The 20,673-nt window shown below is 35.1% G+C and carries 16 protein-coding genes; 13 read left to right on the plus strand and 3 right to left on the minus strand.

The window, feature by feature from the left end; genetic code table 11:
- Nucleotides 1-90: 90 nt before the first annotated feature.
- The 8 genes from ahcY to AAEO57_RS06370 all read left to right on the plus strand — a co-directional run bounded on the left by ahcY (nucleotide 91) and on the right by AAEO57_RS06370 (nucleotide 8,499).
- Nucleotides 91-1,407: an adenosylhomocysteinase gene (gene ahcY, locus AAEO57_RS06335; protein ID WP_341690677.1), complete on the plus strand. Its 1,317-nt coding sequence runs from the start codon at nucleotides 91-93 to the stop codon at nucleotides 1,405-1,407.
- Between the two features lie 180 nt (nucleotides 1,408-1,587).
- Nucleotides 1,588-3,906 (plus strand): patatin-like phospholipase family protein, encoded by a 2,319-nt coding sequence (locus AAEO57_RS06340; RefSeq protein ID WP_341690679.1) that lies wholly within the window; start codon nucleotides 1,588-1,590, stop codon nucleotides 3,904-3,906.
- Between the two features lie 146 nt (nucleotides 3,907-4,052).
- Nucleotides 4,053-5,132 (plus strand): WG repeat-containing protein, encoded by a 1,080-nt coding sequence (locus tag AAEO57_RS06345; protein ID WP_341690682.1) that lies wholly within the window; start codon nucleotides 4,053-4,055, stop codon nucleotides 5,130-5,132.
- 26 nt (nucleotides 5,133-5,158) lie between these two features.
- Nucleotides 5,159-5,620, plus strand: coding sequence for a GNAT family N-acetyltransferase (locus AAEO57_RS06350; protein ID WP_341690684.1), 462 nt, complete (start codon nucleotides 5,159-5,161; stop codon nucleotides 5,618-5,620).
- A gap of 129 nt (nucleotides 5,621-5,749) precedes the next feature.
- Nucleotides 5,750-6,592, plus strand: a complete 843-nt coding sequence (locus tag AAEO57_RS06355) for a bifunctional helix-turn-helix domain-containing protein/methylated-DNA--[protein]-cysteine S-methyltransferase (RefSeq protein WP_341690686.1) — start codon at nucleotides 5,750-5,752, stop codon at nucleotides 6,590-6,592.
- 180 nt (nucleotides 6,593-6,772) lie between these two features.
- On the plus strand, nucleotides 6,773-7,486 hold the full coding sequence (locus AAEO57_RS06360) for a 2OG-Fe(II) oxygenase (protein ID WP_341690688.1): 714 nt from the start codon (nucleotides 6,773-6,775) through the stop codon (nucleotides 7,484-7,486).
- Between the two features lie 172 nt (nucleotides 7,487-7,658).
- Complete coding sequence (locus AAEO57_RS06365) at nucleotides 7,659-7,904, plus strand: Ada metal-binding domain-containing protein (protein WP_341690690.1); 246 nt, start codon at nucleotides 7,659-7,661, stop codon at nucleotides 7,902-7,904.
- Nucleotides 7,891-8,499, plus strand: coding sequence for an alpha-ketoglutarate-dependent dioxygenase AlkB family protein (locus AAEO57_RS06370; RefSeq protein WP_341690692.1), 609 nt, complete (start codon nucleotides 7,891-7,893; stop codon nucleotides 8,497-8,499). The genes AAEO57_RS06365 and AAEO57_RS06370 overlap by 14 nt, the downstream gene beginning before the upstream one ends.
- Nucleotides 8,500-8,501: 2 nt before the next feature.
- Here the strand turns inward: AAEO57_RS06370 and AAEO57_RS06375 are convergent, their stop codons facing one another.
- From AAEO57_RS06375 to gldJ, 3 genes are all read right to left on the minus strand, one after another.
- Nucleotides 8,502-8,870, minus strand: coding sequence for an MmcQ/YjbR family DNA-binding protein (locus tag AAEO57_RS06375; protein WP_341690694.1), 369 nt, complete (start codon nucleotides 8,868-8,870; stop codon nucleotides 8,502-8,504).
- Nucleotides 8,871-8,882: 12 nt separating this feature from the next.
- The gene (locus tag AAEO57_RS06380; RefSeq protein ID WP_341690697.1) at nucleotides 8,883-10,169 is read right to left on the minus strand and encodes a UDP-N-acetylmuramoyl-tripeptide--D-alanyl-D-alanine ligase; all 1,287 of its coding nucleotides are present in this window, start codon (nucleotides 10,167-10,169) and stop codon (nucleotides 8,883-8,885) included.
- Nucleotides 10,170-10,282: 113 nt separating this feature from the next.
- The gene (gene gldJ / locus AAEO57_RS06385) at nucleotides 10,283-11,971 is read right to left on the minus strand and encodes a gliding motility lipoprotein GldJ (protein ID WP_341690729.1); all 1,689 of its coding nucleotides are present in this window, start codon (nucleotides 11,969-11,971) and stop codon (nucleotides 10,283-10,285) included.
- A gap of 211 nt (nucleotides 11,972-12,182) precedes the next feature.
- Between gldJ and porU the strand changes: the two genes are divergently transcribed.
- The 5 genes from porU to AAEO57_RS06410 all read left to right on the plus strand — a co-directional run bounded on the left by porU (nucleotide 12,183) and on the right by AAEO57_RS06410 (nucleotide 20,626).
- A complete protein-coding gene (gene porU / locus AAEO57_RS06390; protein ID WP_341690699.1) occupies nucleotides 12,183-16,019 on the plus strand; it encodes a type IX secretion system sortase PorU in 3,837 nt (1,278 codons plus the stop codon).
- Between the two features lie 47 nt (nucleotides 16,020-16,066).
- Nucleotides 16,067-17,263: a type IX secretion system outer membrane channel protein PorV gene (gene porV, locus AAEO57_RS06395; protein WP_341690701.1), complete on the plus strand. Its 1,197-nt coding sequence runs from the start codon at nucleotides 16,067-16,069 to the stop codon at nucleotides 17,261-17,263.
- A 74-nt stretch (nucleotides 17,264-17,337) separates the two neighbouring features.
- Nucleotides 17,338-17,820, plus strand: coding sequence for a cytidine deaminase (gene cdd / locus AAEO57_RS06400; protein ID WP_341690703.1), 483 nt, complete (start codon nucleotides 17,338-17,340; stop codon nucleotides 17,818-17,820).
- A 160-nt stretch (nucleotides 17,821-17,980) separates the two neighbouring features.
- Nucleotides 17,981-18,979, plus strand: a complete 999-nt coding sequence (gene pdhA, locus AAEO57_RS06405; RefSeq protein WP_341690705.1) for a pyruvate dehydrogenase (acetyl-transferring) E1 component subunit alpha — start codon at nucleotides 17,981-17,983, stop codon at nucleotides 18,977-18,979.
- Nucleotides 18,980-18,985: 6 nt separating this feature from the next.
- Complete coding sequence (locus AAEO57_RS06410; protein ID WP_341690707.1) at nucleotides 18,986-20,626, plus strand: pyruvate dehydrogenase complex dihydrolipoamide acetyltransferase; 1,641 nt, start codon at nucleotides 18,986-18,988, stop codon at nucleotides 20,624-20,626.
- Nucleotides 20,627-20,673: the final 47 nt, after the last annotated feature.

Genomic DNA, 20,673 nt, shown 5'->3' on the forward strand with positions numbered 1-20,673 from the left:
AAAATAAAAAGCTATTATGTAAATTTGCAAAAATTTTACACCCGAGCCCGAAAGGCGAACGGACGAAGTAATACAAATATACTATAAAAAATGAGTACAACGACTACGCCATATGTGGCTTTCAAAGTAAAAGACATTTCTCTGGCTGCCTGGGGAAGAAAAGAAATTGAATTGGCTGAGGCTGAAATGCCAGGTTTAATGGCGCTTCGTGCTGAATATAAAGATGAACAACCTCTTAAAGGTGCTCGTATTGCCGGATGTTTGCACATGACGATCCAAACTGCAGTTTTAATCGAGACTTTAATTGCTCTTGGTGCTGAAGTTACCTGGTCTTCTTGTAACATTTTCTCTACTCAGGATCAGGCTGCTGCTGCAATTGCTGCTGCCGGAATCTCTGTTTATGCATGGAAAGGTCTTAATGAAGAAGAATTTGACTGGTGTATTGAGCAGACTTTATTCTTTGGTGAAGACAGAAAACCATTGAACATGATTCTTGATGATGGTGGAGATTTAACTAACATGGTTATCGATCGTTACCCGGAATTGGTTCCTGGAATTAAAGGTCTTTCTGAAGAAACTACAACTGGTGTTCACAGACTGTACGAAAGAGTAAAAGCAGGAACATTACCAATGCCTGCTATCAACATTAACGACTCTGTTACTAAATCTAAATTTGATAACAAATACGGATGTAAAGAATCTGCTGTAGATGCTGTTCGTCGTGCAACTGACTTAATGTTGGCTGGAAAAAGAGTAATCGTTTGTGGATATGGTGATGTTGGAAAAGGAACTGCTGCTTCTTTTAGAGGTGCGGGATCTATTGTAACTGTTACTGAAATTGATCCAATTTGTGCTTTACAAGCTGCAATGGACGGTTATGAAGTTAAAAAATTAGATACTGTAATTGCTAATGCTGATATCATCATTACTACTACAGGAAATAAAGATATCGTACTTGGACGTCATTTCGAGCAAATGAAAGACAAAACTGTTGTTTGTAACATCGGTCACTTTGATAACGAAATTGATATGGCTTGGTTGAACAAAAACCACGGTGCATCAAAAATCGAAATCAAACCTCAGGTTGACAAATATAACATCAACGGCAAAGATATCATCATCCTGGCTGAAGGTCGTTTAGTAAACCTTGGCTGTGCTACTGGTCACCCAAGTTTTGTAATGAGTAACTCATTTACAAACCAGACTTTGGCTCAAATCGAATTATGGAACAACAGTGCAGCTTACAAAAACGAAGTGTACATGTTACCAAAACATTTAGATGAAAAAGTGGCTGCTTTGCACTTAGCTAAATTAGGCGTTGAACTTGAAGTTCTAAGAGAAGATCAGGCTGCTTATATTGGTGTTGAAGTTCACGGTCCGTTTAAACCAGAATATTACAGATATTAGATTTTAGATATCTTTGATTACATATTTCAAACCCGACAGGTTTTAAAAAATCTGTCGGGTTTTCTGTTTTTATATTTCAGCCAAAACATTTTTATCAAAAAATTGCACTTTTATAAATATCTGCTTACTTTTAATACCCAGAATAAGAATCTATTTATCAAATACTTAAATAGTAAAAACTTGAAAAAAATATCTTGTTTACTCGTCTTCTTATTTTTATTATGTCTTCCGCACATTCTTTTTTCTCAGGAAAAAAAACCTAAGGTCGTTTTGGTATTAAGCGGCGGTGGAGCAAAAGGAATTGCCCATATTCCGCTTTTGCAAAAACTGGATTCTCTGCACATTGTTCCCGATCTTATTGTTGGAAACAGTATGGGTAGCATAATTGGCGGTTTGTACGCCATGGGATATTCAGGTGACAGCATCGAAAAAATTACCAAAAATATTTATTGGGACAAGCTTCTTGGCGGAGGTCAATCGCTGCAATCTGTAAGTGCTGAAGAAAAAAGAGAATTTCAAAAATATTTAGTCGGAATAGGTGTTAAAGATGGAAAACTCAACAGTGTTGGCTCTCTTTTAAATGATCAAAACCTTAGGGAATATCTTTCTGAATTAACTTTTCCGGTCTATAATATTAGGGATTTCGATAGCCTTCCGATCCCTTTTAGAGCTATGGCTACCGACTTGGTAGAAGGTAAAGAAGTTGTTTTAAGTAAAGGCAGTTTAGCGTATGCCATGCGTGCCAGTATGTCTTTGCCTGCTGTATTTAAGCCCATGCCTTACGAAAAAACAGTATTAGTTGACGGAGGAGTGTTAAATAATTTCCCCACTGACATTGCCCAAAAAATGGGTGCCGACATTATTATTGGAAGTGATGTGGGTGGAGGAATGGAACCTATGGACAAATTAAACAATTTGATGACCGTATTAATGCAAACCAGTATGTTTCCGAGCAATATCAAAAATCCTGCAAATCGGGATCTTTGTACAATATTGGTTGACCATTTACCCCATTTACGCTTCTCAACTGCTGATTTTGCGGATAGCAATGAAATCTACAAAGACGGAAAAATTGCAACAAATCAGAATCTTGCGGCGTTGATCGCTTTGTCTGAAAAACTAAAAGGTTTTCCGCAACGAACACACAAATTACCAGATATGCCCAAAGAATTTATTCTGGATACTATAGTTTATAAAAAAATAAGTCCGGAAAATATGCCTTTGGTAGTTGGAAGAGCCAATCTTAAAACACATGTAAAATACACCACAAAAGATTTAATAGCTGGTATTAACAGAGCGATGGGCACCAATCTTTTTGAAGAGATTACATACAGTTATTTTACAACAGATGAAAACAAACTCGGAATTACCTTGTTTGGATTTGAGCGTGCAAAAAATCAGTTAAACACATCAATACATTTTGACACTTACAGAGGTGTTGGGATCATTTTTAATTACACTGCAAGAAACGTTCTCGCAGATGCATCACGTCTTCTTTTGACTTTAGATATTGCAGAACAGCCAAAAGCAAGAATCAATTATCAAAAAAATTTCGGAGGACACAGAGAATGGTGGTGGGGATCTGAAGCTTATGGAGCTTTTTTAAGACAAGAAATTTTCATTAACGGCAATGCCTCAGACAATATATTGTACAACTCCTTTGAATTTAACAATGAAATAAACAGAAATTTAAATTCGTTGAAAAGCTATTTTGGTTTTGGCTTAAACTACCACTACACTCATTTAAAACCAAAATATGACCGCGAATACAATCCTAACACTATTTCAATAAACAATTACAGTTTTAATAATATCGAATTCAATATACATTATTCTTATAATGATATGGATAAAGTTTTCTTTGCCACAAACGGTACCCTTATAAAATCGAATGTAGCACGATCATTCCTGACTTATGTTGACGCCTCTTTTTCGGATCCAGATTTAACACAAGTTTCCGGCAAAACAAATGGTTACACAAAATTTGGGCTAAGTTTCGAAAAAAGAATAGCTTTAAAAAAGAAAATTACAGGAATTGTCGGCTTTGATTCTTATTTTATTTTTCAGGATAAATTAAAAGAAAATCAAATTTCATTTTCAGAATTTGGTTACGCTTCAAAATATTTTTTAGGCGGTATTATTCCAAGCTCGGGCAGTAATCGTCTTCAGTTTCCTGGTCTGCATGAAGACGAACTAAATGTTACACAATATATGGGAATCAAACTTGGTTCTCAAATAAATATAATCGGAAAAATTTATCTTACCCCTCATTTTAATATTGCAAGTGTAGGCTTTGGCACTTTTGATGACTATATCGATCATGCATTTAATCCAAAAGGAAATTGGGATGATAACACCCAACCTAGCATGGTAATATCCGGAGGAGCATCTATTTCCTATCAGTCAATTTTAGGCCCAATCCATTTTGACGCATCCTGGATTAACAATGTCGACAAAGTAAGATTGTTTTTTAGTGTTGGGCTATCATTCAATCCGTAAACTCAACATCCTAAAGCCGGGATATCCGCTTTACTTTTTAGCCTGCTCTTTATCTGTTTCCTTCATGTATTCAGGAAATTAATACCTAAATTGTAGAATATTTCCCTTTCAAAAGCGTTGTATATATTTTATTACAAATAATTTTCATGAAAAAGATTCTCATTCTTTATGCATTCTCGTTTTTCAGCCATTTGACATTTGCTCAAAGTGATGATCCCTGGATCGCATTTTTCAATAAAGACACAACATTAACCGGATTTAAAGACAAAAACGGAGTAATCAAAATAGAACCCAAATTTACTGGTTTTACAACTGCTCGTAAATTCGAAAATATTATAGCAGTCTCTGAAGAAGAAAATGGAAAATGGAAAAATTATTATTTAACGAAACAGGCAAAGGTTATTGGAAGGGATAGTTTATATGTTTTTGATAATGCCCCCGATTGTGAAAACGAAGCTTCTATCAGATTTCATGATTCTAAAACCGATAAAATGGGAATCTTTAATGGGGAAGGAAAGATCATAATTCCTGCAGTATATAGTTCTTTAAGTAAAGTTAGAAACGGAATGGCTTATGCCTTGAAAGATGCTGAAAAGAAAAAAGATGGAGAATATTTTTTCTGGACTGGCGGGGACGACTTCTTAATTGATATTCAGAATAATATCCTAATTGAAAATTTTCCTTATAATGATGATTTGAATTTTTATTCTTTAGAAAAATCAAAACAACCAAGTAAAGACGAAACAAGAGATAGTTTTCTTAGCGTTGATGGATTCTATTATTCGTTTATCAATTATGAGAAAGAATTTAAACATTGGTTAAAAAACATATTGCTTTCTGATTTATCCAAAGCCAATCTGGAAAAACACTCTTTTGATAAAATATCCTATTGGAGAGAATCCGATGGATGGCTAAACGAATCAAAAACGAAATTTATAGATCAAAATCACGCTTACTTAAAATTAAAGCTTCAGGAACTCAAAAATCCCAAAACAGATTATTTTGTTTCAACCAACGGATTAAACCCATTTATTTTTGAATCGAAAGAATATGAAAGGTATTTTAACAATTGTAATGAATCGAAAGACTGGAAATATCCGGTTAAAAACGTCGTAATCAACCCAAAAAACAAAACCTATCTTAAGCAGGATCATTTGGAGTTTTTAAGAACCGAAAATGGATATAAACTGATCAGTGTATCAACTGCTAACGATGTTCTAAAATAATCAATTAAAAAACATAAAAAATTAAAATGATTTTCAGGAGCGCTACAATTTCAGATTTAAATGAAATGCAGAAACTGTATGTCGAAACGATTCAGTCAGTTTGTAAAAACGATTACAATACAGCGCAAATTGAAGTCTGGATTCATGGCGTACAAAATATGGATCGTTGGATAGATGTCATCAATACACAATTTGTTGTATTAGCCCTTATCAAAAATAAAATTGCAGGCTATGGAACTTTGAAAGACGGAAATTATATTGATTTCTTTTACATTCATAAAGATTTTCAGAGACAGGGAATTGCTGATAAAATCCTAAAAAAATTAGAACTCGAAGCCAGAAAACAGAATTCAAAAATTATAACTTCAGATATTAGTATTACAGCAAAACCTTATTTTGAAAAGAAAGGCTTTATTGTAAAAGCTCAACAAAAAAACATCCGACTGAATGTTGAACTCATCAATTATAAAATGGAAAAGGAATTATAAATATTTGTTTCACGTTTCAGGTTTCACGTTCCAATACAACCTGAAACAAAACAAACAAAAAATTGCGCAAGTTTCGGATTTTACACCTTTAAAAACCAATCGATATTTGTATTATAAAATGGAAAGAAGATGAACACACAGGAAACCATCAATTATAACCGTATCGCCGAAGCTATAGAGTATATCAAAGCTAATTTTAAAGAACAACCCAATCTAGACAAAGTTGCCCAAAAAGTACATTTGAGTCCGTTTCACTTTCAGCGTCTTTTTAGTGATTGGGCAGGCACAAGTCCGAAAAAGTTTTTGCAATATATAAGCATTGAACATGCTAAAAAATTGCTTAAAGAAAATCAGGCAACCATTTCTGAAACGGCCTATGAAACCGGACTTTCCGGAACAAGCCGCTTACATGATTTATTCGTAAATATTGAAGGAATGACTCCGGCAGAATATAAAAACGGTGGTAAAAATCTGGAAATAAATTATAGTTTTGCTGAAAGCCCTTTCGGGAATATTATTGTGGCTTCAACTTCTAAAGGAGTTTGTCTTATGGCTTTTGCAGAAGATGAAATGAGCGGATTCATCACTCTAAAAGATAAATTTCCGAATGCACAATTTTCTAAAAAGTTAGATTTTGCACAACAAAATGCTCTTTTTATTTTTCAGAATGACTGGAGTAAACTATCTGAAATAAAACTACATTTGAAAGGAACCGATTTTCAGTTGAAAGTTTGGGAAGCTTTATTAAGAATTCCGTTAGGACAGCTTTCTACTTACGCTTCTATTGCACAACAAATACAAAAACCAAATGCCTCACGTGCGGTTGGAACAGCAATTGGCAGTAATCCGGTAGCCTTTTTAATTCCGTGTCACCGTGTGATTCAGTCTTCAGGAACATTTGGAGGCTATATGTGGGGGAATACCCGAAAAACAGCCATTATCGGTTGGGAAAGCGCACAAACAAATCCTTAAAACAATTTTAGTCATCAATTGATTATTGATTAAAATATTTCTACAGAAATAAGGGTAGAGACGCAATTCATTGCGTCTCTACAAAATTGTCGACAAAGATTCTTTGTGGAAATACAGGATGTTAGACGCAATAAATTGCGTCTCTACGATGAAAATTGGAACACAAATTAATTTAATTTTATGCAAAATATACAACAAAAAATTGCTTCTCAAGATTGGGAAAGGATCACCGAATCTATGCACGAAAATGGCTTTGCTATTATTTCAAATATTCTAACAAATGAAGAGTCGGAAGCTTTAAAAGCTGAGTATATGAATGAAATTTTATATCGAAAAACAGTTGTCATGGAACGTTATCGATTTGGTTTAGGCGAGTACAAATATTTCGATTATCCTTTGCCGGATTTAATTCAGAATATCCGGACTTCAATTTATCCAAAGCTGGTTCCAATTGCCAATTCCTGGATGAAAGCTTTAAGTATCAATACGATTTACCCTCAAACACACGAAGAATTATTACAGCAGTGTCATGATAAAAATCAGTTTAAAGCAACGGTTTTAATCTTAAAATATGGCAAAGGCGGTTTCAACACCTTACATCAGGATTTGTACGGAGACGTGTATTTCCCAATTCAGATTGTTCTTTTTCTTAATGAAGCTGATAAAGATTTTACGGGAGGTGAATTTGTTTTGACACAACAAACTCCTAGAGCACAATCAAAAGCCATTGTTTTAAAACCTAAAAAGGGTGACATTTTGGTTTTCACAACTAATTTCCGACCTGAAAAAGGTACAAAAGGTTATTATCGCGTGAATATGAAACATGGTGTAAGTGAAATTCATTCTGGTGAACGTTACACGCTCGGAATTATATTCCATGATGCGTTGTCTTAGTTTTAATCTTGCAAAGTCACAAAGTCTTTTTCTCATTTTATGTCATTTGAAATGACAAACTGCATGGAAACTTTGTCAAAAAAACTTTACACCTTCACAACTTTGCGAGAGATTCACCATATGATAGACCCACTGCTGTATGTCTCTACGATAAAAATACCCATAAGATAAAATGATAAAGCATATTGAAATATCCGGTTCAGATCTTCGTATTAAAATTAAAAATGCAGAAATTTGTTTTGGTGGAAACCAAAAACTAAAAATCTACGGGAAACTAAAATGTTCGTCGGGAAAAAGAATGAAACGTGAAAACAGGGTTTTCTTTTTATCTGAAAATGATGCTAAAGAAAATGGTTTCAGACCTTGCGGGCATTGTATGAAAAATGAATATCAAAACTGGAAAAATGGACTTATTTAATCCTGAAACAAACGAAAACACTAATTTACTTCCTCAAGATGGAACTGTAAATTATTACGGAAAATTATTTTCAAGAGAAGATGCTGATTTCTACAGAGATATTTTATTGAATACAATTGAATGGAAAAATGACGAAGCAATTATCTTCGGAAAATTAATTTTAACCAAAAGAAAAGTGGCTTGGTATGGCGAAAAAGAATTTGAATATACGTATTCCAATACAACAAAAAAGGCACTTCCCTGGACACCTGAACTATTAAAACTAAAAGCTATTATTGAAGAAAAAACGGGAGAAACTTTCAATTCTTGTCTGCTGAATTTGTATCATTCTGGAGAAGAAGGAATGGCATGGCACAGTGATGCTGAAAAAGATTTAAAAAAGAATGGCGCAATTGGCTCTGTAAGTTTTGGAGCCGAACGTAAGTTTGCTTTTAAACATAAAGAAACGAAAGAAACAGTTTCATTAATCTTAGAACATGGCAGTTTATTGGTTATGAAAGATGAAACTCAAACACATTGGCTACATCGTCTTCCTCCAACAAAAACTACTTCAAAGCCCAGAGTAAATTTGACATTTAGAACTATTGTGAGATAAATTTATTGTTTCTTTTTGGGAACAACGTTTTGATATGAAAGTTTTAAAGCATCTTCAAACATATCTGCCCTGACTTTTGAAAGTTCAACAATTGTCCAGCCTTGTTTTCCCCATTTATTCGGTATCGGATAAAAAATCATTTCGCTTGAAGCACAAAAAACCGATTGCTCAATTTCGCTTAATTTTAAGACAGCCCGATTATTCTTTTCATCAAAAGTTGCGAAAATTTTTTTATTGATGCGAAAAGATGTTTTCTCAAAATGAGGTTCTTCAACTGCATTAGGCAAAGACAACGCTAATTCTCTAAATGTTTCGATTAAGACCATAAAATATACATTTAAATTGTGATTTAAGGCCTTAATCCAAATCATTTAAAGGCCTGTTTAAAGAAAATCCAAAGTTCTTTCCAATGCCATACCGCGTGAGCCTTTAATCAATATACTACTTGGAGAAGTGAATTTATTATTTTTCAAAAATTCGGAAAAATCCTCAAAGGTTTTAAAAAAATGAAGGTTTTCATTAGAAATACGGTTTTCGTAAAACGATTTTCCAATTAGATAACAAACAGATTTATTCTGTTTGTTTAAAGTATCAACAATAATTTTATGCTCTTGCTGACTTTCGGCACCAAGCTCAAACATATCCCCTAAAATCATTACCTTATTTTGATTGTCTAATTGCAAAAAATTAGTTATTGCCACAGCCATACTGCTCGGATTAGCATTATAAGCATCCAGAATAATTTCAAATGATTCTTTTTTTAATAACTGGGATCGATTATTTATTGGAACATAATTTTCAATTGCGGTTTTGATATCGTTGTTATCAACCTTAAAAAGGCTTCCAATTGCGACGGCAGCATTAATATTGTTGGCATTATAAAGTCCGATCAGATTAGATTTTACAAAAAAATCATTAAAATTAATGACAACAAAAGGATTTGCTTCTACAGACTGAACATTAATATCAGCATGACTATTCTGTAATCCAAATGTAAATGATTTTATTTTTTCAGATTTTTCAACCTGAATGGCATCATCTAAATTAACAAAAGCTAATTTATCGTTTTCAAGTAAGTATTTGTACATCTCACTTTTTCCTTCAATCACTCCTTCAACACCACCAAAACCTTCTAAATGAGCTTTCCCAAAATTAGTTATATAACCATAATCCGGCTGCGCTATTGAACATAAAAACTCAATTTCTTTTTTATGATTGGCTCCCATTTCAACTATTCCAATTTCTGTCTCACTGGTAAAAGACAGTAATGTCAACGGAACTCCAATATGGTTATTCAAATTTCCTGTAGTCGCTTTTGTGTTGTATTTTTGCGCCAAAACAACATTTATGAGTTCTTTTGTCGTTGTTTTGCCATTACTACCTGTCAATGCGACAATAGGAATTTTTAAATATTGTCGATGAAATTTTGCTAATTCCTGTAATGTCTGTAACGTATTTTGTACCAAAATAGTCCTTTCATCAATCAGGTAAGAGGGATTATCCATTACAACAAATAAAGCCCCACGTTCCAAGGCTTCGTGCGCAAAGGTATTAGCATCAAAATTTTCTCCCTTAATAGCAAAAAACATGGAGTCTTTTTCAATTTTACGTGTATCAATTGAAAGGGATCTACATTTTAAAAACAAGTCATGAATTTGTTCAATATTCATTTTGTAAACATTTATTTGATTATAAAAATAGAAAAAAACAATAAAAAAATTCCAAATTCCTTACTGAAGTCAGCTTTGGAATTTGGAATTTTTTTATTTGGAATTTTTAAAATTTAATTCCTTGGTGATTTTCTTCTTTCAGTTTTAGCACCTACTCTAGACATTGCACATCTAAATCCGATGTAGTCAGTAGCCATATCCTGAGGGAAGTATCTTCTTTGTGCAGGATCCAACCAGTAAGCTCTGTCTCTCCATGAACCTCCTTTATAAACTCTTGCATTATCGTTTATTAAAGTAGTTCTTTTGCTTGAGTTGTCATATTTTCTTACCATGTTACCTAAACTATCTGTAGTAACATTATGAACCGGAGAGTTGTACATTGCTTCTTTTTTAGCATCTTCAGCTGATTCTGCATCTCCAAAATCATAATATCTTGAAGATTGTTTGTCTCCATCTCTGTAGTTAATATTATCACTTTTACTGAAATTTTGTCTCAGGTATGTTTCATTTTCATCAACAGGAACCTGAGCTATTTCTCCTGGTAAGTTTGTAGCCACTACTTTACCATTACTTAAAGTCGTGTATTTGATATTATCTTTTGTGATAATTTCTAATTTACCGTCTTTTCCAATTTTATTTTTAGCATATTGATTACCTCTGAAATAGTTGAAATCATTTGCTTCATTATCAATTATAGGTCTGTAAACATCGGCTACCCATTCTGCAACGTTTCCGGCCATATCATATAATCCGAAATCATTTGCAGGATAACTTTTTACATTGTTTGTAATATCAGCTCCGTCATCTGACCAGCCTGCAATTCCACCGTAATCACCGTTTCCTTGTTTAAAGTTAGCCAATTGATCACCTCTGTTTTTACGTTTTGCAGAACGAGTATAATCTCCAGACCAAGGATATTTCTTTTGTCCTTTGTAAATATTGTATTCTCTTTGTCCAACATCTGCTGCCGCTGCATATTCCCATTCTGCTTCGGTAGGAAGTCTGTACTCAGGTAAAATAACACCTGAAGAACGCTGAGCATAAACATTTTTCTGTTCTTCTACAGCACCATCTTTTCCTTTTCTTGGTCTTCTTCCGTTAGGACTTTTCTTTAATACTATTTCTTCATTACCTCCATAAGAAGTAGAAGGAGAAGCTACATAACCTTCTGTAGTAAACAAACTTTCTGCACTAACGTCATTTGTTTTAGCTCCTTTTTTGATATATCCGCTTTTTTCTAAAACTGCTTCATTTACACGGTCTGTTCTCCATTTACTGAATTCAACTGCCTGAATCCAGTTAACACCAACTACAGGATAGTTAGCATAAGCAGGGTGTCTTAAATAATTGTTTGTCATCGTTTCGTTATATCCTAAACGATTTCTCCATACTAAGGTATCAGGTGATGCCCCGGCATAAATATTTTTATAACTTTCTTCTGTCGGAGGGAAAACTTTTTTCAGCCATTCCAGATATTCCAGATACATACCATTGGTAACCTCTGTTTCATCCATGTAAAACGACTGAACGTGTTGTTGAGTTGGTGTGTTATTCCAATCGTGCATAACATCATCCTGTACTTTACCCATTGTAAATGTACCTCCTTCAACAAAAACTAAACCAGGTCCTGCCTGTTGTTTTTTTCCTGCATTTCTAGCAGCCGTTCCGTTTTGACTGTCAACATCCCAACCAGTTGCTCTTGAAGCGTGGCTTGAACTTGATTTTTTGCTACAACTAGCCGTGCCTAACATCAAAACTATTGACATCATTACTTGCAAGGCTACAATTTTGTTTACTTTCATACTCATTCTTAGGTGATAAATTTAGGTGCTGCAATATAATAATTAACATTTAATTGGCAACATGTGTTCTAATAATTTTATTTAGCTGTTTTTACCAGAAAATAACCTATAGTTTCGAACGCAAAAATATACTTTTTATTATTACTATTGCATTAAATAATATATTTTTACTTACTAAAATATTTTAAGATTAATTTCGTTTTCTTTAACTATGAAACAAGCCTTATTTTTATATTTCTTTTTACTTCCATTTTTCTTGTTTTCTCAGAAAAAAGGGGTGATCACAATAGACTGGCACAGCAAAAAAGAAATGAATTTTGGCGAATTCAAAACGAATATACCTTACTTTTCAGGTAATTATTTCCGGTACGATATTACTAAAAAAACCATAAGTTTACTTTTCAAAACCGATTATTCGGATTACTCAGGCGCCAGCAACGTAGAAATTTCGAACATAATTTACGAATCTGTTTCTGCATCGGATTTGGGTGATTTATCGCTAACCAACATCCCTAAACAGCCAAACGAAACACTTAAAGTTGCAACTTCAAGAGATCAGAAAGAAGGTTTTATTTCACTATCTCCAATCATCTCAGAAGGAAATGGCTTCAAGAGAATCAAATCTTTTTCTTATTCAATTACAGGCAATGCTTCGGCTAACAACAGTAATGTTTCTACATCAAAATCAAATATTATCTCAAATTCTGTATTATCCTCTGGCGAATGGTATCGTTTTTATGTAGAAAAATCTGGCGTCTACAGGATTTCAAAATCTTTTTTACAAAGCCTTGGTTTTGATGCAGGCAAAAGCGACCCCAGAAAAATTAAAATTTATGGAAATGGAGGGCGAATGCTTCCTTTAGCCAACAATATATATTATCCGGAAGACTTAACTGAAAATGCCATTCAGGTTATCGGCGAAAACGACGGTGTTTTTAATAATGATGATTATATCCTTTTTTATGCTGAAGGAATCAACAACTGGAACTCCGAAAGCCAAACCAATTTGAACTTATATGACACCAAGTCATACTATTATATTACCGCATCGGGAAGTGACGGAAAAAGAATTTCTAATTTAACCCAGCCTTCAGGAAACACTACCTTAGAATTAAACACTTTTGACGATCACCAGTTCCATGAAACCGACCTTATTAATATTGTACACACCGGCCGTCAATGGTTTGGAGAATCTTTTGAAATCAATAACGAGCAGGAATTCGAATTTAACTTTCCAAATCTGGAAGTTGCAACTCCAATAAAAATCGAAACTCTAACTGCATCTGCTGCTTTTACAAATACTTCATTTGCAATTTCTGCTAATGGTCAAAATATTGGAAACATATCCTTCAGTTCGCTAGTGAGCGGTTCCGAAACAAAATTTTACACCGGAAATCTTCCTGCCGGAACAAGTTTTACAGGTTCTGAAACCGTAAAAATAAAACTCACCTATAACAATAACGGAGTACCCGGATCAAAAGGGTATCTGGATTACATTAATCTAATTGCTAAAAGAAAACTAAAAGGAACAGGAAAACAATTTCTATTCCAGTATGATCTTGCCGGTTCTACAAACGGAATTGTAAATTATACTATTTCTGACGCTTCAGCAATTTCCCAAATCTGGGACATTACAGACCTATATAATGTATCCAATATTGAGAATAGCAATCTAAACACTATTAGCTTCAAAGCTTCTTTAGGCGAAATCCGAAAATACATTGCAATAGATCCGAGAGATTATTATACTCCTTTAAAAGAAGGACAATCTAAAATCGCCAATCAAAACCTAAAAGGAACTCTTTTAAGAAATACTCAAAACACCTTTCAGGATATAGATTACTTAATTATATCTCCTAAAAATTTACTTTCTCAGGCAGAAAAACTAGCTGCTTTTCACAGAAATTATTCAAAACTAAATGTAAAAGTTATTACACTTGAAAATATCTATCAGGAATTTTCTTCGGGAAAACAAGATATTGCTGCAATCAGAAACTGTGTAAAATATGTTTATAAAAACGCTTCGTCACCTGACAAAAGAGTAAAATACCTGAATCTCTTTGGTGATGCCTCTTTTGATTATAAAAACCGAATTTCCAACAATACGAACATCGTACCTATTTATCATTCGTTAAATAGCAGCACTACCGGAGAATCTTCCTTTTCATCTGACGATTTCTTTGGCCTGATGGATGACAACGAAGGAAATGTAACCTCTTTTTTTGGCGGAATCGATATTACAACAGGAAGAATGCTGGTTTCCGACAATGTTCAGGCAGAGGAAATGGTAAATAAAGTTTTAGAATATCACAATAGCAAATCTTATGGAAACTGGCGAAATAATTTTGTTTTAATCAGCGATGATTCAGACAAACTTTCCGATGCTACATTACAATCCCGTCAAAATACTTTAGCCGACAAAATCACTACTGAAAAACCATTTCTAAATATCGACAAAATCCTTATGGACTCTTATACACAAGAAGCATCAGCAGGAGGTTCAAGATATCCGAAAGCCAGAACAGACCTATTTAATGCCTTCGAAAAAGGAGCTTTGGTCTTTAACTATTTAGGTCACGGCGGTGAAGATGGTCTAGCAACTGAACGTATTTGGGAAAAAGCTGACGGACAAAACCTAAACAATCAATACAGATATCCATTATTTATAACCATAACCTGTGAGTTTTCACGATTTGACGATCCTACGCATCCAACTGCGGGAGAATACACTTTCTGGAATCCAAAAGGAGGAGCTATTGCAATGCTTAGTACAATTCGTTCTATAGGACAGTATAATGCTGAAAATTTCAATGACATCTTGGCAAAAAATCTTTTGTCTTATGGATCAAACCAATACACAACTATTGCCGAAGCTTTGCGTATTTCAAAAAACGAAAACCCAAGTTCCTCCAGTAATGTTGTTTTTTATTTAGGAGACCCTGCCATAATGCTGGCTATTCCAAAACCCAGAATTAATTTAACAAAAGTAAACGACATACCGGTTTCCCGAACCATTGAAGATTTCAAATCTTTAGCAAAAATTAAGATTTCAGGAGAAATTACAGATGAAAACAACAACCTTTTAAGCACTTACAACGGAGAACTTTCAACCGCTATTTTTGACAAACTAATTACCAGCACAACTCTTAACAATGATGGTTATAGTCCGGCAATGCAGTTTAAAACTTTAGGGGAAACCATTTTTAGAGGAAACGCTTCTGTAACAAATGGTCAGTTCGAGTTTAGTTTTGTTGTTCCAAGAGACATTCGGATCCCTGTAAACAATGGCAGAATTAGCTTTTATTCGAAAAAAAATGACATTTTAGAAAACCAGTCGGGTTATAATGATATCATAAAAATTGGAGGAATTAACGAAAGTGCCCCTCAGGACAATATTAATCCAAAAGTGAAGTTATATATGAACGATGAAACATTCGTTTCGGGAGGAATTACAAACACTTCTCCGTTTCTTTTAGCATTTCTTGAAGATGAAAACGGAATTAATACAGCAAGCGGAATCGGCCATGACATCATTGCTGTTCTAGATGGAGACGTTAGTAACCCTTACATTCTGAATGATTATTATCAGACAAAATTAGATGATTATTCCAATGGAAATCTACGATTCCCATTAAGAAATCTAACCGCCGGAATGCACACTATTACTTTTACAGCCTGGGATGTTTACAACAATCCGGTGACAAGCGAAATACAATTTGTAGTTGTTGGTGATGAATCACTTGAACTGACCCATGTTCTTAATTACCCCAATCCATTTTCTACCTATACCCAGTTTTGGTTTTCCCACAACAAACCTTACGAACCTTTAGATGTTCAGGTACAGGTTATGACGATAACAGGAAAAGTAGTCTGGACAAAAAATCAAATTATTACAACCGAAGGTTTTTTATCAAGAGAAATTACCTGGGACGGCAAAGATGATTTTGGAGACAGAATAGGAAAAGGGGTTTATATTTACAAACTCACCGTAAAATCAAATGTAACAAATAAAAAAGCAGAAAAGTATGAAAAACTTGTTATTCTATAATATATATTTGCACAACTAACACAAAAACTAACACTTACTTAATTATAATGAAAAAAATATCTCTCTTATTGTTTTATTTTATCATATCGTTTGCGAAAGCACAAGACAGACCTATCACAACAGGGGTTCCCTTCCTGCAAGTAGCGGCTGACGCAAGAGCTGCCGGTATGGGTGACCAGGGTGTTGCAACATCGGCAGACGTATTCTCTCAACAATGGAATCCCGCAAAATATGCTTTTTCAATTGACAAACAAGGTTTCTCTGTAAGTTATACCCCTTATCTGACTGATTTAGTAAATGACATCTCATTAAGTCAGCTAACCTATTACAACAAAATTAACGAACGAAGTGCTTTTGCCGGAAGTGTACGTTATTTTAGTATCGGGGACATCGAACTTAGGGACAATCCTACTGATGTAGCCAATACAGTTAAACCATCAGAATACGCAATAGACGGATCTTATTCACTAAAATTAAGCGAAATGTTCTCAATGGCCGTAGGCGCAAGATTCATTAGTTCAAATTTAGGAATCACAACAGGAGGACAGAGTTTATCTGCAGCAAGATCATTTGCTTTTGATGTTGCCGGATTTTATCAGTCTGAAGAAATTGCCTACAATGATTTTAACGGTAGATGGAGAGCCGGATTTAATTTTCAAAATATGGGTCCAAAGATTAATTATGACTTAAGTGATTCTGATAATGGATCAAACTTTCTTCCTGCAAACTTAAGATTGGGAGGTGGTTTTGATTTCATATTAGATGACTACAACAAAGTATCTGTAGGCCTTGAATTTACAAAATTACTTGTTCCTACTCCGCAAATCCCTGTTCCTACATCCACAGATTTAAATGGCGATGGCGACACAACTGACCCAGGAGAAACCACCGATGGTGTTCAGGAAGCTAATAATAAATACAATTCAATCGGTTGGGTAGAAGGAATGTTCCAGTCTTTTCATGACGCCCCGGACGGATTTAGTGAAGAGTTAAAAGAAATCACCTACAGCCTTTCAGGAGAATACACCTATCAGGATTCATTTTCTATGCGAGCAGGATATTTTCACCAAAGCCCTGAGAAAGGTGCCGTTCAGTTTTTCTCATTAGGAGCAGGATTCAAATACAACATTGTAAAAGTTGACGTTTCGTATCTGTTCTCTGCATCAAAAGTAAAAAACCCTTTAGAAAACACACTTCGATTCTCATTGACATTTAACTTTGGAGATAAATACGAAGAGTATTAACACGTAAATAAAATTAAAATATTATCAATCCAAATTCCTGTTTAGGAATTTGGATTTTTTTTCCCATAAAAAGAATGAAAGAAATTAATATAACAACATCATTTTTGGTTTTCGATACCTTTCAGGAATTGCCAAATGATATCCAGGATTTAATGAATCAGGCTGTAGAAATTCGTAAAATAGCATACGCCCCTTATTCTAAGTTCAGGGTAGGCGCTGCATTACTACTCGATAACGGAAAAATTGTTTTAGGCTCAAATCAGGAAAATGCGGCATACCCATCGGGATTGTGTGCAGAACGCGTGGCAATTTTTCACGCCGGAAGCATTTATCCTGAGGCTAAAATTTTAAAAATGGCAATTACAGCCGCATCAGACACAAATCAAACTCAGGCACCAATTCCCCCTTGTGGTTCATGCAGACAATCTATTGCAGAATATGAAATCAAACAGGACACCCCTATAGAAATCTATTTTATGGGAGAAACAGGGGTAATTTACCAGTCAGCATCCCTTAAAAATCTACTGCCTTTCATGTTTGATAAAAAGTTCTTGTAAAAAAAGCCAAAAAGTAGCTTTTAAATTTTAGTTCTTAAATGTAATGTCTTATTTTTGCATCCCGACCCTTCGGGCGCAAATTTGTGGGAGGAAACTATTTTGCGTTATAGGTAATAATTGATAACACAAAAAAACAACTTTAGCAAAAGAAAGAATTCAGATGAAAGAAGTTACAAAAGAGGTTTACTTAAAGTGGTATGAAGACATGCTGCTTTGGAGAAAGTTTGAAGACAAACTTGCAGCGTTATACATCCAACAAAAAGTCAGAGGATTTCTTCACCTCTACAATGGTCAGGAAGCTGTATTGGCAGGCGCTTTGCACGCTATGGATTTGACCAAAGATAAAATGATTACTGCTTACAGAAACCACGTACAGCCAATCGGCATGGGAGTTGATCCCAGAAACGTTATGGCTGAACTTTTAGGAAAAGCAACAGGAACTTCTAAAGGTATGGGAGGTTCTATGCACATTTTCTCTAAAGAACACCGTTTTTATGGAGGACACGGGATTGTAGGTGGACAAATTCCTGTAGGGGCTGGCTTAGCTTTTGCTGATAAATATTTTAATACAGGCGGTGTTACCTTAACTTATTTTGGTGATGGAGCTGCCAGACAAGGTTCTTTGCACGAGGCTTTCAACATGGCTATGTTATGGAAACTTCCAGTTGTATTTATCGTTGAAAACAATGGTTATGCAATGGGTACTTCTGTAGAAAGAACTGCAAACCATACTGATATCTGGAAATTAGGTTTAGGTTACGAAATGCCTTGTGGACCTGTTGACGGAATGAACCCGGTAAAAGTTGCCGAAGCAATGCACGAAGCTATGGAAAGAGCACGTCGCGGAGACGGACCAACTTTCCTTGAAATGAAAACGTATCGTTACAGAGGACACTCTATGTCTGATGCACAATTATACCGTTCTAAAGAAGAGGTCGAAGAGTACAAAAAAATCGATCCGATCACTCAGGTTCTTGATGTAATTATGGATCAGAAATATGCTACTGCGGAAGAAATTGAAGTAATCGACCAAAGAGTTAAAGACTTAGTTGAAGAATGTCAGAAATTCGCTGAAGAATCTCCATACCCAGACTTACAACAATTATACGATGTAGTATACGCACAAGAAGACTATCCATTTACACCTCATAAATTATAAAAAATTATGGCAATTAAAGTAACCATGCCTCGTTTGAGCGATACTATGACGGAAGGAACGGTAGCGACTTGGCTTAAAAAAGTAGGCGACAAAGTTAGTGAAGGAGATATCCTTGCTGAAATTGAAACAGATAAAGCAACAATGGAGTTCGAATCTTTTAACGAAGGAACTCTTTTACATATCGGGATTCAGGCTGGAGAAACTGCTCCTGTTGATTCATTATTAGCCATCATTGGTAAAGAAGGAGAAGATATTTCAGCTCTTTTAGCCGGTGGTGACGCTCCTGCAGCTGAGACTCCAAAAGCGGATGCTCCTGCTGCTGAAGCAAAAACAGAAACTGCCGCTCCTGCAAAAGCAGCAACTGAATTACCAAAAGGAGTTGTAGTTGTAACTATGCCTCGTTTGAGTGATACAATGACTGAAGGCACTGTAGCGACATGGCTGAAAAAAGTGGGCGATGCTGTATCAGAAGGTGATATTTTAGCCGAAATTGAAACTGACAAAGCTACTATGGAGTTTGAGTCTTTCAATGCCGGAACATTATTATACATCGGAATTCAGGAAGGAAGCACTGCTCCTGTTGACAGCTTATTAGCGATCATCGGACCTGCAGGAACTGACATCTCCGGAATTGCGGATAACTTTACTGCCGGAGGTACTGCAACCGCAAGCGCTCCTGCTGCTGAAGAGACAAAAGCTGCTCCTGCTGCTGAGAAAGCGCCTCAGGCAGCTGAAACAACTTCAAATGGAAGAATTTTAGCTTCTCCATTAGCTAAGAAAATTGCTTCCGATAAAGGAATTCAATTATCTCAAGTTAAAGGTTCCGGAGAAAACGGACGTATCGTAAAAAGCGATATCGAGAACTTTACTCCATCAAATCAGACGCAAACTGCCGCTTCTGCACCAGCTGCTAAACAAGAAGCTTCTGCACCAGCTGCTCCAAAAGTATTTGTTCCTGCCGGAGAAGTTTACACAGAAGAGATCAAAAATTCTCAAATGCGTAAAATCATTGCAAAACGTCTTTCTGAATCTTTATTCACCGCACCTCACTACAACTTAGTGATCGAAGTTAGTATGGATGAAGCAATGCAGGCAAGAGCTGCTATCAACAGCGTTCCGGACACAAAAGTATCTTTCAACGATATGGTAATCAAAGCCTGTGCTTTAGCATTGAAAAAACACCCAAAAATCAACTCTACCTGGAAAGAAGATGCTATTATCATCAACCACCACGTAAATATTGGTGTTGCTGTAGCTGTTGAAGACGGATTAGTTGTTCCTGTATTAAAATTTACAGACGCTATGAGCTTATCTCAAATTGGCGGTTCAGTAAGAGATCTTGCCGGAAGAGCTAAAAACAAAAAATTAGGACCACAAGAAATGGAAGGAAGTACTTTTACAGTATCTAACCTTGGTATGTTTGGTATTACTGAATTTAATTCAATTATCAACCAACCAAACTCTGCCATCCTTTCTGTAGGTGCAATTGTGGAGAAACCAGTAGTTAAAAACGGTCAAATCGTAGTTGGAAACACAATGATGTTATCATTAGCATGTGACCACAGAACAATTGACGGAGCAACCGGAGCTCAGTTCTTACAAACATTAAAACAATACATCGAAAGTCCAGTTACTATGTTGGCGTAATTAGTTGTAAAATTTATATTAAATCCCGTTTTGTTTTATTCAAAACG

Origin of the sequence: Flavobacterium calami, assembly GCF_038290035.1 — a bacterium.
In the GTDB taxonomy this organism is placed as follows: domain Bacteria; phylum Bacteroidota; class Bacteroidia; order Flavobacteriales; family Flavobacteriaceae; genus Flavobacterium; species Flavobacterium calami.

Coding starts and splice junctions, on each gene's coding strand:
- ahcY (WP_341690677.1), top strand. CDS start 91: ATGAGTACAACGACTACGCCATATGTGGCTTTCAAAGTAAAAGACATT.
- AAEO57_RS06345 (WP_341690682.1), top strand. CDS start 4,053: ATGAAAAAGATTCTCATTCTTTATGCATTCTCGTTTTTCAGCCATTTG.
- AAEO57_RS06350 (WP_341690684.1), top strand. CDS start 5,159: ATGATTTTCAGGAGCGCTACAATTTCAGATTTAAATGAAATGCAGAAA.
- AAEO57_RS06355 (WP_341690686.1), top strand. CDS start 5,750: ATGAACACACAGGAAACCATCAATTATAACCGTATCGCCGAAGCTATA.
- AAEO57_RS06360 (WP_341690688.1), top strand. CDS start 6,773: ATGCAAAATATACAACAAAAAATTGCTTCTCAAGATTGGGAAAGGATC.
- AAEO57_RS06365 (WP_341690690.1), top strand. CDS start 7,659: ATGATAAAGCATATTGAAATATCCGGTTCAGATCTTCGTATTAAAATT.
- AAEO57_RS06370 (WP_341690692.1), top strand. CDS start 7,891: ATGGACTTATTTAATCCTGAAACAAACGAAAACACTAATTTACTTCCT.
- AAEO57_RS06375 (WP_341690694.1), bottom strand. CDS start 8,870: ATGATTTGGATTAAGGCCTTAAATCACAATTTAAATGTATATTTTATG.
- AAEO57_RS06380 (WP_341690697.1), bottom strand. CDS start 10,169: ATGAATATTGAACAAATTCATGACTTGTTTTTAAAATGTAGATCCCTT.
- gldJ (WP_341690729.1), bottom strand. CDS start 11,971: ATGAAAGTAAACAAAATTGTAGCCTTGCAAGTAATGATGTCAATAGTT.
- porU (WP_341690699.1), top strand. CDS start 12,183: ATGAAACAAGCCTTATTTTTATATTTCTTTTTACTTCCATTTTTCTTG.
- porV (WP_341690701.1), top strand. CDS start 16,067: ATGAAAAAAATATCTCTCTTATTGTTTTATTTTATCATATCGTTTGCG.
- cdd (WP_341690703.1), top strand. CDS start 17,338: ATGAAAGAAATTAATATAACAACATCATTTTTGGTTTTCGATACCTTT.
- pdhA (WP_341690705.1), top strand. CDS start 17,981: ATGAAAGAAGTTACAAAAGAGGTTTACTTAAAGTGGTATGAAGACATG.
- AAEO57_RS06410 (WP_341690707.1), top strand. CDS start 18,986: ATGGCAATTAAAGTAACCATGCCTCGTTTGAGCGATACTATGACGGAA.